Origin of the sequence: Variovorax sp. 679 (assembly GCF_003952185.1) — a bacterium.
GTDB lineage: Bacteria > Pseudomonadota > Gammaproteobacteria > Burkholderiales > Burkholderiaceae_C > Variovorax.
Genome location: NZ_RXFS01000004.1, coordinates 577,045 through 589,441, shown reverse-complemented (window position 1 = coordinate 589,441; position 12,397 = coordinate 577,045). Strand labels below are relative to the sequence as shown.

14 protein-coding genes are annotated in these 12,397 nt (G+C 68.8%); 10 read left to right on the top strand and 4 right to left on the bottom strand.

What is annotated here, in order from left to right:
* Positions 1-29: 29 nt before the first annotated feature.
* The 3 genes from EJO71_RS13090 to gabT all read right to left on the bottom strand — a co-directional run bounded on the left by EJO71_RS13090 (position 30) and on the right by gabT (position 3,538).
* Positions 30-1,058, bottom strand: a complete 1,029-nt coding sequence (locus EJO71_RS13090) for an ABC transporter substrate-binding protein (RefSeq protein WP_125949129.1) — start codon at positions 1,056-1,058, stop codon at positions 30-32.
* 65 nt (positions 1,059-1,123) lie between these two features.
* Positions 1,124-2,218, bottom strand: coding sequence for an ABC transporter ATP-binding protein (locus EJO71_RS13085; RefSeq protein WP_125949128.1), 1,095 nt, complete (start codon positions 2,216-2,218; stop codon positions 1,124-1,126).
* Between the two features lie 27 nt (positions 2,219-2,245).
* Positions 2,246-3,538, bottom strand: coding sequence for a 4-aminobutyrate--2-oxoglutarate transaminase (gabT, locus tag EJO71_RS13080; protein WP_125949127.1), 1,293 nt, complete (start codon positions 3,536-3,538; stop codon positions 2,246-2,248).
* Between the two features lie 170 nt (positions 3,539-3,708).
* On the opposite strand from gabT, the gene EJO71_RS13075 reads away from it, so the two are divergent.
* Positions 3,709-5,118, top strand: a complete 1,410-nt coding sequence (locus EJO71_RS13075) for a PLP-dependent aminotransferase family protein (protein ID WP_125949126.1) — start codon at positions 3,709-3,711, stop codon at positions 5,116-5,118.
* A 13-nt stretch (positions 5,119-5,131) separates the two neighbouring features.
* Here EJO71_RS13075 and EJO71_RS13070 read toward each other — a convergent pair whose 3' ends face one another.
* Positions 5,132-5,926: an IclR family transcriptional regulator gene (locus EJO71_RS13070; protein ID WP_240651381.1), complete on the bottom strand. Its 795-nt coding sequence runs from the start codon at positions 5,924-5,926 to the stop codon at positions 5,132-5,134.
* Between the two features lie 131 nt (positions 5,927-6,057).
* Between EJO71_RS13070 and EJO71_RS13065 the strand changes: the two genes are divergently transcribed.
* The 9 genes from EJO71_RS13065 to EJO71_RS13030 all read left to right on the top strand — a co-directional run bounded on the left by EJO71_RS13065 (position 6,058) and on the right by EJO71_RS13030 (position 12,128).
* Positions 6,058-7,044: a tripartite tricarboxylate transporter substrate binding protein gene (locus EJO71_RS13065; RefSeq protein ID WP_171022442.1), complete on the top strand. Its 987-nt coding sequence runs from the start codon at positions 6,058-6,060 to the stop codon at positions 7,042-7,044.
* A 49-nt stretch (positions 7,045-7,093) separates the two neighbouring features.
* Positions 7,094-7,783: an RraA family protein gene (locus EJO71_RS13060; protein ID WP_125949125.1), complete on the top strand. Its 690-nt coding sequence runs from the start codon at positions 7,094-7,096 to the stop codon at positions 7,781-7,783.
* Positions 7,780-8,709, top strand: a complete 930-nt coding sequence (locus tag EJO71_RS13055) for an NAD(P)-dependent oxidoreductase (protein ID WP_125949124.1) — start codon at positions 7,780-7,782, stop codon at positions 8,707-8,709. Before EJO71_RS13060 ends, EJO71_RS13055 begins: the two co-directional genes overlap by 4 nt.
* 138 nt (positions 8,710-8,847) lie before the next feature.
* Positions 8,848-9,390, top strand: coding sequence for an Rrf2 family transcriptional regulator (locus EJO71_RS13050; RefSeq protein WP_125949123.1), 543 nt, complete (start codon positions 8,848-8,850; stop codon positions 9,388-9,390).
* 28 nt (positions 9,391-9,418) lie between these two features.
* The gene (locus EJO71_RS13045; RefSeq protein ID WP_164546817.1) at positions 9,419-9,763 is read left to right on the top strand and encodes a hypothetical protein; all 345 of its coding nucleotides are present in this window, start codon (positions 9,419-9,421) and stop codon (positions 9,761-9,763) included.
* Positions 9,764-9,925: 162 nt separating this feature from the next.
* The gene (locus tag EJO71_RS34320; RefSeq protein WP_164546816.1) at positions 9,926-10,081 is read left to right on the top strand and encodes a hypothetical protein; all 156 of its coding nucleotides are present in this window, start codon (positions 9,926-9,928) and stop codon (positions 10,079-10,081) included.
* Positions 10,078-10,512: a hypothetical protein gene (locus EJO71_RS13040; protein WP_125949121.1), complete on the top strand. Its 435-nt coding sequence runs from the start codon at positions 10,078-10,080 to the stop codon at positions 10,510-10,512. The genes EJO71_RS34320 and EJO71_RS13040 overlap by 4 nt, the downstream gene beginning before the upstream one ends.
* A gap of 116 nt (positions 10,513-10,628) precedes the next feature.
* Positions 10,629-11,366 (top strand): GDSL-type esterase/lipase family protein, encoded by a 738-nt coding sequence (locus EJO71_RS13035; protein ID WP_164546815.1) that lies wholly within the window; start codon positions 10,629-10,631, stop codon positions 11,364-11,366.
* 156 nt (positions 11,367-11,522) lie between these two features.
* A complete protein-coding gene (locus EJO71_RS13030) occupies positions 11,523-12,128 on the top strand; it encodes a hypothetical protein (RefSeq protein WP_125949119.1) in 606 nt (201 codons plus the stop codon).
* The last annotated feature ends 269 nt before the right edge of the window (positions 12,129-12,397 follow it).

Sequence of the window (12,397 nt, the reverse complement as noted above, 5' to 3'; positions counted from 1 at the left end):
CGCACTCGCTCGTTGGTTCGTCTGTCTGTTTACTGCGTGGCCCAGGACGCGAAGCGCTTCTCGAGCGCCTCGCCCTGGTCGGCCCAGAAGCCGACGTTGAACTGCAGCGCGTCCTTGGCGTTGGTCGACGAGGTCGGCAGGTCGGCCAGCACCTTGGGGCTGAGCGATGTCAGCGCCTTGGTGTTGGTGGGGCCGTAGGCGATGCTCTGGGCGTAGACCGCCTGGTTGGCCGGCTGCATCGCGAACTGGATGTACTTCAGCGAGGCTTCCTTGTTCGGCGCGCCCTTCGGGATCACCAGGTAGTCGAGGTCGTAGATGCCGCCCGGCCAGTAGATCTTGAGGTCGCGGCCTTCGCGGTTGGCCGCGTCGATGCGGCCGTTGTAGACGGTGGTCAGCACCACGTCGCCGGCCACCAGGAACTGCGGCGGCTGTGCGCCGGCTTCCCACCACTGGATGTTCGGCTTGAGTTCGGCGAGCTTCTTGAACGCGCGGTCGGCGCCTTCCTTGGTGCCGAGCACCTTGTAGACGTCGGCCGGCTTCACGCCGTCGGCCATGAGCGCGAACTCGAGGTTGTAGCGCGCGCCCTTGCGCATGCCGCGCTTGCCGGGGATCTTCTTCACGTCCCAGAAGTCGGCCCAGCTGCTGGGCGCGGTCTTGAGCTTCTCGCCGTTGTAGGCCATCACGGTCGACCACACGAACAGGCCCACGCCGCAGTCGGTGACGGCAGCCGGCAGGAAGTCGGCCTTGCTGCCGATCTTCGAATAGTCGAGCTTCTCGAACAGGCCCTCGTCGCAGCCGCGCGCGGCGTCGGGCGACTCGACCTCGACCACGTCCCAGGTGACCTTCTTCGTCTCGACCATGGCCTTGATCTTGGCCTGCTCGCCGTTGTATTCGACCGGAATGATCCTGGTGCCGGTCTTCTCGTAGGGCTCGTAGTAGGCCTTCTTCTGCGCATTGGCGTTGGCGCCGCCGAAGTTGACCACGGTGAGCTGCTGCTGGGCGAAGGCCGGCAGGGCGAAGCTGGCGGCGACGGTGCAGGCGAGGAGTGTCTTTTTCATGGTGGAGTCTTCCTGGGTGATGGAGAAGGGGAGAAGGGAAACGAGGGAACAACAACCGGCCGGGTTCAGGGGGCGTAGATGCGCGCATGCGCCGTCGGAAACTCGAGCACCACCGCTTCGCCGGCCTGCGGCGCAGCGGCGCCGTCGAGGCCGTTCAACGGCAGCTTCACGGTGGCCTCGGCCTGACCTCCGCCGACGCTGCACAGCAGCCGCAGGTGGTCGCCGAAGTAGATGACCCGCGCCACCTCGGCGTCGAGCATGTTGGCGCGCTGCGCGTCGGGCCGGCGATGCAGCACCACCCGCTCGGGGCGGATGCAGGCCTCGACGGTCGCGCCCGCTGCCGCGCCGCTGACGTTGAGCCCGTGCAGCACGCGGCCATCGGGCAGCTTCATCTCCGCGTGCTCGCCACCGCGGCCCAGTTGGCCCTTGAGCACCGTGTTGTCGCCGACGAAGCCGGCCACGAAGCGGTTGGAGGGCGTCTCGTAGAGCCGGTCGACCGTGTCCAGTTGCTGGATCACGCCTTCGTTGAACACCGCCACGCGGTCGCTCATGGTGAGCGCCTCGCCCTGGTCGTGCGTCACATACACGAAGGTCACGCCGAGCTGGCGGTGCAGGTCCTTGAGCTCGATCTGCATGTGCTCGCGCAGCTGCTTGTCGAGCGCGCCGAGCGGCTCGTCCATCAGCACCAGCTGGGGCTCGAACACCAGCGCGCGCGCCAGCGCCACGCGCTGCTGCTGGCCGCCCGAGAGCTGGCCGGGCAGGCGGTCGGTCATGCCGCGCAGCTGCACCATGTCGAGCGCGCGCTGCACGCGGCGCTGCTGCTCGTCCTTCGGCACCTTGCGCACGGTGAGCGGGTAAGCCACGTTCTGGCCCACGCTCAGGTGCGGGAAGAGCGCGTAGTTCTGGAAGACCATGCCGAAGTTGCGCTTGTGCGGCGGCGTGCGGGTGATCGGCTTGCCGTCGAGCAGGATCTCGCCCGAGGTCGGCGACTCGAAGCCCGCCAGCATCATCAGCGTGGTGGTCTTGCCTGATCCCGAGGGCCCGAGCAGGCTCAGGAACTCGCCGCGATGAATGTCCAGATCGAGCTGGCGCACCACCAGGTGCTCGCCGTCGTAGGTTTTCTGGACACGCTGGAAGCGCACCAAGGGTTCAGCTGTCATGGAGGATTTCAGGAAAGGATCGTTCGATCAGCGCAGCGCGGCGAAGCTGTCCGCGAGAAGCGCCAGGCCTTCGTCCACAAGCAAGTCGGATGCCGTGAGCGGCACCAGCACGCGAATTACATTGCCGTAGGTGCCGCATGACAGCAGGATTAACCCGCGTCGCGCCGCTTCCGCGACAACCTTGCGGGTCAGCACGGCGTCAGGTCGCGCGGTGTCGCCCTCCTCGAACAGCTCGATGGCCACCATGGCGCCGAGCCCCCGCACGTCGCCGATGGCCGGCTCGGCTGCGGCGATGCGGCGCAGGCCGGCCGTGAGCCGCTCGCCCAGTGCACGGCTGCGCGCCAGCAGCTGCTCGTCGTCGAACACCTTCAGCACCGCGAGCGCCGCAGCGCAGCCGATGGGGCTGCCGGCGTAGGTGCCGCCCAGGCCGCCAGGCGCGGGAGCGTCCATCACCTCGGCGCGGCCCACCACGCCGGAAATCGGGAAGCCGCCCGCCATCGACTTGGCGGTGGTGATCAGGTCGGGCGGCACGGGCCACTGCTCGCTGGCGAACCAGGTGCCGGTGCGGCCCGCGCCGGTCTGCACCTCGTCGGCAATGATGAGGATGCCGTGGCGGTCGGCCAGCGCGCGCAGGCCCTCGACGAAATCGTTCGGCGCCACGTAGAAGCCGCCCTCGCCCTGCACCGGCTCCAGGATGAAGGCCGCCACGCGCTCGGGTTCGATGTCGTTCTTGAACAGCAGCTCGACCGAATGCAGCGCGTCGTCCACGCTCACGCCGTGAAGCGCGTTCGGGTACAGCGCATGGAACACCTCGCCCGGGAACGGGCCGAAGCCGACCTTGTAAGGCGCCACCTTGCCGGTCAGGCCCAGCGTCATCATCGTGCGGCCGTGGTAGCCACCGGTGAAGGCGATGACACCGGGACGCCGGGTGTGGGCGCGGGCGATCTTGACCGCGTTCTCCACCGCCTCGGCGCCGGTGCTCAGGAACACCGACTTCTTCGCGAACGCGCCCGGCGCCAGTGCGTTCAGGCGCTCGGCCAGCTCCACGTAAGGCTCGTAGGCCAGCACCTGGAAGCAGGTGTGCGAATAGAGGTCTGCCTGCGCCTTGACGGCGGCCGTGATCTCCGGATGGCAGTGGCCGGTGTTGAGCACCGCGATGCCGCCGGCGAAGTCGATGTAGCGGCGGCCCTCCACGTCCCACAGCTCGGCGTTGACGGCCCGGCTGACGAAGATTTCATGGGCCTGGCCGACGCCGCGGGCAACAGCCGCGCTGCGGCGGGCCATGAGGACGGCATTGCTGAGATGGGGTTCGCGTTGCATGGTACGACCTGTGCTTTGGTGCCTGGAGGAAGGAATCCCGGCACTCTAGGTCGCACGATCCGATCCGGCCATGTACAGCGGAAGCGATCGACCGGAAGACTGTACTGGTCTTGTATCCTGTACATACTTTCCTCAATATGGTGCAGGCCGGTCTGCCGGAGACACCCCCGATGCTCATTCTTCGCCCCGAACAGCCGACGCCACTGGTCAGCCAGATCGTTGAAGGGCTGCGCGGACTGATCGGCGCCCAGAAGCTCAAGGCCGACAGCAAGCTGCCGTCGATCCGTGCCTTTGCAGCGGCCCACGGCGTCAGTGTCTTCACGGTGGTCGAGGCCTACGACCGGCTGGTGGCCCAGGGCCTGCTGGTCTCGCGCGCCAATGCGGGCTTCTTCGTCAAGCGGCGCAGCGAGGAGAGCGCCGCCGGCACGGCCACCGCCCCCCGGCCGGACCCCCGCTTCGACGCCCGCTGGTACCTGCAGCAGATCTTCGAGAACCGCAACCTGCCGCTCAAGCCAGGCTGCGGCTGGCTGCCGCACGACTGGCTGTTCGAGGACGGCATGCGCCGCAGCCTGCGCCACCTGGCCTCCGAAGGCACCGACATCGGCGGCTACGGCCTGCCCTTCGGCCACATGGCGCTGCGCATGGCGACGGCCGAGGCGCTTTCGGAACAGCAGATCGTGGTCGAGGCGGCCCAGGTGCTGCTGACCCAGGGTTCGAGCCAGGCGCTCGACCTCGTCGCGCGGCGCCTGCTCAAGCCGGGCGACTCGGTGCTGGTGGACGACCCCGGCTATCCGAACCTGATGTTCATGCTGCGCTTCCTGGGCGTGGAGATCATCGGCGTGCCACGCATCCCTTCGGGCTACGACATGCCCGCGCTCGAGGCGCTGCTCGCGGTGCACCGGCCCAAGGCCTTCTTCACCCAGCCGCGGCTGCAGAGCCCGACCTGCTCGATGGCCTCGCTGCCGCAACTGGTTCAGCTGCTGCAGCTGGCCCAGGCGCACGACTTCACGCTGGTCGAGAACGACATCTACGCCGAGATGGACGCATCGATGCGCCCCTCGCTGGCCAGCCTGGGGCAGCTGCGCCGCGTGGTCTACGTGGGCAGCTACTCGAAGACCATCTCGCCGAACATCCGCGTGGGCTACGTGGTCGCCCAGCCCGAACTGCTCGAAGACCTGGCGCAGCTCAAGATGATCTCGGGCCTCACTTCATCCGACATCACCGAACGCCTGGCCTTCGGCACCGTGACCGACGGCCGCTGGCGCAAGCATCTGAAAGCCTTGCGCGAGCGCCTCGCACAGGCGCAAGGCAGCGTCGCGAGGCGGCTGGGCGGCCTGGGCTTCGAGCTGTTCCACGAAGCGGCGGCCGGCATGTACCTGTGGGCCCGGCACCCGGACATCGCCGACAGCGCCGAGCTCTCGCGACGCGCCGCCGCCGAGGGAATCATGCTCGGCCCGGGGCAGCTGTTCCTGGTCAACCCGCGCCCCACCGGCTGGCTGCGCTTCAACGTGGCCTTCAGCGAAGACGAGCGGCTCTGGCGTTTTCTCGAGCGCAGCATCGAGGAGCGCAGGTACGACTGACGGCCGGCCCGGCCTAGGGATGCCAGGTCGAGACGACGGCCGGTGTCTGCGCGGTGGGCCTGCCGGCCAGCGCATAGGAGAGCTCGTTCGCGGCCTTCATGATCGTCTTCGCGTGGCCCAGCAGCTTCGCCTTGGGCAGGCGGTCCGCGGGCCCCGAGATGCACACCGAGCCCAGCAGCGCCCAGCGCAGGCCGAAGACCGGCGCCGACACGGTCGCCACGTTCTTCTCGCGCTCGCCGATGGAGAAGTGATAGCCCTTCTTGCGGATGTCCTCGTAGAGCTTTCCGGGTTCGCCGGAGAACGCAAGAATCACCCGCCCCGGTGATCCCTTGTCCAGCGGAAGCATCGCGCCCATGCGTGCGTGGTGCCTGATGGGCTGCGGCCCCTCCACGCGCGCCAGGCAAGTTCTTGAGTTTCCTTCGCGAACATAGAACGCGGCGCTCTCGCCCGTTGCCTGCGACAGGGCGAGCAGCATCGGCTCCACCACGTTGTTGGCATCGAAGCTGGCCTGGTAGCGAGCCCCGAGCCAGCCCGCCGCGGGGCCGAGCCGCCATTCGCCGTCGTCGCGCTGCACCACGTAGCCGGCAAGCGCCAGCGTGCGCAGCAGCCGCAGCGCGGTGGTCTTGTGCATCTGGCTGCGACGGGTCAGTTCGGCCAGCGAGAGGCGCTCGTCCTGCATGCCGAAGGCGTCGAGCAGCTGCAGGGCGCGGGTGACCGCCGTTACTCCGCCTGCGGCCTCCGGATCGGCCTCGCGCGGCAGCTCGACCACCTCTGTGCGTTTGGTTCTGGCCGTTGAAACTCGTTTCACAGAGTGGTCCATGGTCCGTTCAGTGGACCACCATTGTATGGAATGGAACGCCTGCCTAAAGTCGCCTCATGCCCCGGAGCACCACCGCTCGCAGGCACTTGCAGACAGACCAACGATTCGGAGACAGACCCATGCGCACATCGAGCCCCGGCTCCATCCATCGCCGCGCGGCCCTCGGCCTCGCCCTTCTTCTTTCCTGCGGCGCGACGCTGGCGCAGGGCTATCCGGCACGCCCCATCCGCCTCGTCGTGCCGTTCCCGCCGGGCGGCGGCACCGACATCATTGCCCGCGAGGTGGCGACCAAGGTCGCGACCTCCGAAGGCTGGACCATCGTCATCGACAACAAGCCCGGCTCCGGCGGCAACATCGGCGTCGACGCGGCAGCCAAGGCCGCCCCGGACGGCTACACGCTGGTGCTGGGACAGACCAGCAACCTCGCGATCAATCCGTCGCTCTATGCCAAGCTGCCCTACGACCCGGTGAAGGACCTTGCTGCCGTCGGACTGGTGGCCTCCGCGCCGCTGGTGCTGGTGGTGTCCGCCAACTCGCCATACAAGAAGCTCGCCGACGTGGTCGCTGCCGCGAAGGCAAAACCCACCGCGCTCAACTACGCAAGCTCCGGCAACGGCACGGTGGCCCATCTCGCCACCGAGCAGTTCCAGAAGGCCGCGGGCGTGCAGTTCACGCACGTGCCCTACAAGGGCGCATCGCAAGGCCTGACCGACCTGGTCGGCGGCCAGATCCAGATGTACATCTCGTCGGTGCCGACGTTGATCGCGCAGATCAGGAGCGGCCAGCTGCGCGCGCTGGCAGTGACCTCGCTGCAGCGCAACCGCGACCTGCCCGACGTGCCGACCATGGCCGAGTCGGGCTACAAGGATTTCGAGGCCGTCACCTGGTTCGGCGTGGCGGGCCCCGCGGCCATGCCGAAGGACGCGATCGCAAAGCTCAACGCCGCCTTCAACAAGGCGCTCGCCACGCCCGAGGTGCAGAAGAAGCTCGCAGCGCAAGGCGCGGAAGTGATGTCCGGCCCGCCCGAGAAGTTCGCGTCGCTGATCCGCACGGACGGTGTCCGCTGGGGCGCCGTCGTCAAGGTCTCGGGCATCCGGCTGGACTGAGCACCGCCCTCTTTCACCCCATCACTTCTTCCTTCCGAAAGCACTTCACATGTCATCCGCCCTTCCCGACATCGTCCGCAACTTCGAGCGCGTGCCTGCTCACATCGTGGCGCAGGCGGCCGAGTTCCAGCCCGCCATCCTGGCCGACGTGGCCGGACGGCGCGGCGCGCTGGACGGTCGCATCAAGGCGCTGCGCCCCCGCATGAAGCTGGCCGGCACCGCGATCACGGTGGAAGTGCGCCCCGGCGACAACCTGATGATCCATGCCGCCATTGCCATGGCGAAGCCCGGCGACGTGCTCGTGATCGACGGCAAGGGCGACCAGACCTCCGCGCTCATGGGCACGATCATGATGACCGCCTGCAGGCAGGTCGGCATTGCCGGCGTGGTCATCGACGGGGCCTGCCGCGACAGCAACGAGATCGACGAGATGGACTTCCCGGTCTTCTGCGTCGGCACCAATCCGAACGGGCCGACCAAGAACATCGGCGGGCGCATCGGGCACCCGGTGTCGATCGGCGGCGTCACCGTGCATGCGGGCGACTTCGTCGTGGGCGATGGCGACGGCGTTGTCGTGGTGGAGCGCGGGAAGATCGAATCGCTGCTGCCCCTGGCGGCGAAGAAGGTCGAGGACGAGGCCGCGCGCATCGCCTCCATCAAGGGCGGCAACACCGCCGCCAGGTGGCTCGATGCAGCCTTGCGCACGGCCGGCGTCCTGAAGGAAGGCGAGACGCTGTGACGGCTGCCATCCTGGTGACGGGCGCGGACCTCGCGCCGCAGGCACTCGATCTGCTCGAAGGATACGAAGTCGTCTACGCAGGCCGGACGCCGACCGAGGACGACCTCGTGGCCCTGTGCCGCGCGCACGACCCCGTGGCCATCATCGTCCGCTACGGCAAGGTGGGCGCCGCGGTGATGGATGCGGCCCCTTCGCTCAAGGTGATCTCCAAGCACGGCAGCGGCACGGACACCATCGACAAGGCAGCGGCGCAGGCGCGCGGCATCGAGGTCGTCGCGGCCGTGGGTGCCAACGCGGCGGCGGTGGCCGAGCAGGCGCTGGCGCTGCTGCTGGCTTGCGCCAAGTCGGTGGTGGCACTGGACACCCGCATGCATGCCGGCCACTGGGACAAGGCGACGCACAAGAGCCTGGAGCTCGGCGGTCGCACCATCGGCCTCGTCGGGCTCGGCGCCATCGGGCTGCGCTTCGCGCGCATGGCCGATGCGATCGGCATGCGCGTGCTCGGATTCGATCCGTATGCGAGGAACCTTCCGGCCTTCGTGCAGGCCGTGGACCTGCCAACCCTCTGGGCCGAGTCCGATGCGATTTCCCTGCACTGCCCCTTGACCGACGACAACCGCGGGCTGCTCGATGCCGCGACGCTGGCACGCTGCAAGCGCGGCGTGATCGTCATCAACACCGCGCGTGGCGGCCTGATCGACGAAGCGGCGCTGCTGACAGCAGTGCGCTCCGGCCAGGTAGGCATGGCCGGGCTGGACAGCTTCGCCGCCGAGCCGATGACGCCAGGCCATCCCTTCCAGGGCGAGAAGAACATCGTGCTGAGCCCCCACATCGGCGGCGTGACCGGCGACGCCTACGTGAACATGGGCGTCGGCGCGGCGAAGAACCTGCTGCAGGTCATCGCGCGCCAGACGACAGCCGCCTGAAACGTGGGGCCGCGGCGTCGGCGCGGCCTCTTGCAAACTGTTTCAAAAAACCTCGTTGCCATGTCCCGGAAACTTTTCGGGGCCTTTTGCACACCTATGCCCCATCGTTTGCAAAAACCCAACAACGAGGAACACTCCATGCGTCTCACGACGAAGGGCGGCTTCGCCTTGACGGCCATGATCGATGTCGCAATGCGCGAGCAGGACGGCCCCGTGCCACTGGCATCCATCAGCAAGCGCCAGCACATTGCCCGCTCATCGCTCGAACTGCTGTTCAGCAAGCTGCGCCAGCACGCGCTGATCAAGGCAACACGCGGGCCGGGCGGCGGCTACACACTGACGCGCCGTGCGTCCGAAATCACGGTGGCGGACATCCTCGCCTCCGTAGACGGCCAGCCGCTGGCCGACACCGAGGACTCGCCGAAGAAGAGCGAACCCGGCAGCAAGGGCTGCTATTCGACCGAGGCTCTTTGGGCCTCCGCCAAGCACCACGTCATGGAGTTCCTGGGCTCCGTCACGCTGCAGAGCCTGGTCGAAGACCAGCTTGCCAAGGGCGTGCGCGTCGAGCACGAGCCGGCACCGAGGAAAAAGGAAGCCCTGCCGAGCCCCGCCGCGCTGCCGTTGCGCGTGAACGCACCCAACTCGGTGTTCGCGTGGAACGGCGTGTTCGCCAAACGCTGAGATCGCATCGCCGCCCTCCTGCCTGACGATGCCACGCTGGTTGCTGTCGCTGCTGCTCGTGCTCGCACTGGGCTGCCAGAGCTTTGCCGCGCTGGCCCAGTCGCATGAGGCAGCGATGGCCCCGGTCGCGGCCGTGCTTCATCTGCAGGATGCCGGTTGCGAGGCGCCGGCGGAGCCTCTCTCCACGCTCCAGGAACGGTCGCCGGCCACGGAGCTGGCGCCGGATCTCTCCGAAATCTGCGGGCTGCGCAACGCCGCCCTGCATCACGCCGCATGGCGCGGCGCGGCACCGCCGCAGGACATGCACACGCCCGCGTCCCGCGTGCCACGGGTCCCGCTGAAACCGCCGCGCACGCAGCACATCGCCGCCTAGGCGACGACGCGGGCTTGCTCGCCTCGCGTCTTTTCTCTCTCCATCGCTCCTTGGAAAACCGCGACGCGCGGGCCGCTGTGCCTGCGCGTCGCGTTCGTCCTGCGCGGCCGCGGCCGACGCGGGCATTCGATTCAACCCAACGCGCAATCGCTTTTTTCTCTCATGAACGAACTCACCCTGGTCACCTTCGGCGCCTGCCTCCTGCTGCTGTATCTGGCGTGGCGCGAACGCATCGTCGCGAACCACCGCGATGCCGGGCTGCTTGCCGGCGTGGCCGCCTGCGCGGGCGTGGCGGGCATCGCCTCCCTGGTCGTGTGACGGCGCCAGCGGCCGTACGCTGGATCGCCGCCGCGCTCGCCGCGGCGGCGAGCGCCTGCACCGACGGCTATCCGACGAAGGACGCACCCGCCGCCAACACCCTGAGCCCCGCCGAGCACATCCACGCGCTCAACGACATGCTGCTGCACGAAGCGCGCGGCGTGGATGCGAAGCTGACGCTGGCGACGCCCTGCGTCCTGCGGCTCGCGACCACGCCGCCGGGCGGACGCGAGACGATCGCCTCGGTGCGGCTGGAGACGCTTCACATCGCGTTCTCGGTGGACGAGCGCTATTGGGTGACCGTCGCCCGGGGCGCCGACATTCCCGCCGCACGCGATCACCGCTTCGTGGTGGACGACTGGCACGACGCGGTCGCTTTCCGCTCGCGCCTCCAGCAGCTGCAGATGGCCTGCGCGGCTTCGAAGGACTGAGACCGGGCCCTCTCTTTTTTCTCCTTTTTTGCAGCCGGGCATTGCGGGTTCCGGCATCTCGTTCGGCAACCGGATGAAAGCCTCTGAATTGCCAGAAGCGCCATCCGGAGATTGCCTTGGTTATCCTTCCTGCACGCCACCGCTCAGCCTGCGTCCGGCTGTCCGACATCGCACTCACGTTGCTCGCCATCCTCGCGATCGGCGCGCTGGTTCCCGCCTGCGGAGACACCCGCAGCAGCGTCGGCACCAGCAGCAGCAACCATGGAAAGAGCGGCATTTCCGCCCGCCCGACAGCGCCCGACGACGCGCCCCCGGGCGCGCGCGACTGCACCGTCACCTTCGAGGGCGACTCGATCCTCCACGGCAGCTACGCCAACAACCAGCGCTTCGACGAGCCGCCCGCGGCGATGCTCAGACGCCTGCGCCCCGCCTACACGGTGATCGACAACAGCGCACCCGGCACGACGGCCGCCCAGCGCGCGCCCGTGTTCTCCACGGCGCCGCTCACCACGCATTTCGTGGTGCTCCAGCACGGCATCAACGACGGGCAGTTCGGCCAGCCCTATGAGCCCGCGCTGCGCCGCATGGTCGCGCACGTCCAGGCCGAGGGCCGCACGCCGGTGATCACCGGGCTCAGCCGGCAGACGCATCCGCTCCTGGGCCGGGACGCGGCCGACGACATCGCCCGCCGGGTGGCCGGCGAAACCGGCGCACTGTTCGCCGACTGGGGCGCCGTGTCCTTCAAGCCCGCCGAGATGGCCGACGTGCTGCACCCCGCGCCCGCCTACAGCGAGCGGCTGGTCGCGCGCATCGTGTCCCTGCTGGACCGGGCCGCGCCCGAGTGCAGGTACTGACATCGGCATTTTTTCGACGCGCCATTGCGGGTTCTGCCGCTTCGTTCGGCAAGAGAGTGAATCCACCTGAAACCCGAAGAGGAACCGCCTCCCCATGCTTCAGAACACTTCCAGCCAGGCAGCACAGCGCGCTTCGCACCGCCGGGAGACCGCCCGATGAGCACCGGCAGCCTCGGCCTCGTGGTGGCCGCCCTTTTTGCGCTGGGCGCCGCCTGGCTCACGGGCAAGACGATCGGGACGCGCGCCGCGGGCACGCCACCGGCCCACGTAGCCACCCGAGAGCAATCCGTCGTCGTGCGCGAGCGCATCGACCTGCGGCAGCCGTTGCGCACGCTCGCGGCCGTCCACGGCGCGACGCTGGCGCAGCGCGGTATCGGACTCGACATGAACATGCCGGACGCTCCGCTGACGGTGACCGCTGTCGCCGGCGACCTGCCCCGGCTCATGGCGCACATCGCCGATGCGGCAGCCGCCACCCTGCCGCAGGGCACCACGCTGCAAGTGCTGGCGCGTGCCGAGGGGCACCAGGCGGTGATCAGCCTGCGCGAGGCCGACGCCGACACACCCCCGCGCCTGTCCCGGGCCTTCGAGACCGGCGCCGGCCGCCCGGTCGCGCCCCATGTCCACGCCTGCCAGGCCATCGCCGCGCGGCATGGCGCGCGCATCTACACCGCACCCTCGCCGCTGGGCGACGGCTGCCTCACGCTGCGGTTCGCGCTGGAGGACAGGCGCATCGCGCGCGCTCCAAAGGGGCTGCTGTGATGGCCACCCGCCGGCATACCGGCATCTTCCAGGCCCACATGCCATCGCGCCCCCGCAGCGCCGGTCCACTGCGGTCCTGGCTGGTCGACGGATGCTGCCTCGGCGCAGCGGCTGCCGGCCTCGCGCTCGCGGTGGGCTTCAGCCGCTGCGAGGCGGGCAGCGCCGGCACTTCGGCCCTGTCCACGCTGGCGCCGATCATGCAGACCCGGGGCCATCGGCCCCCGGGGGGATGCAGGCGCGGCAGAACTTCGGTCACAAATGTCAACGCA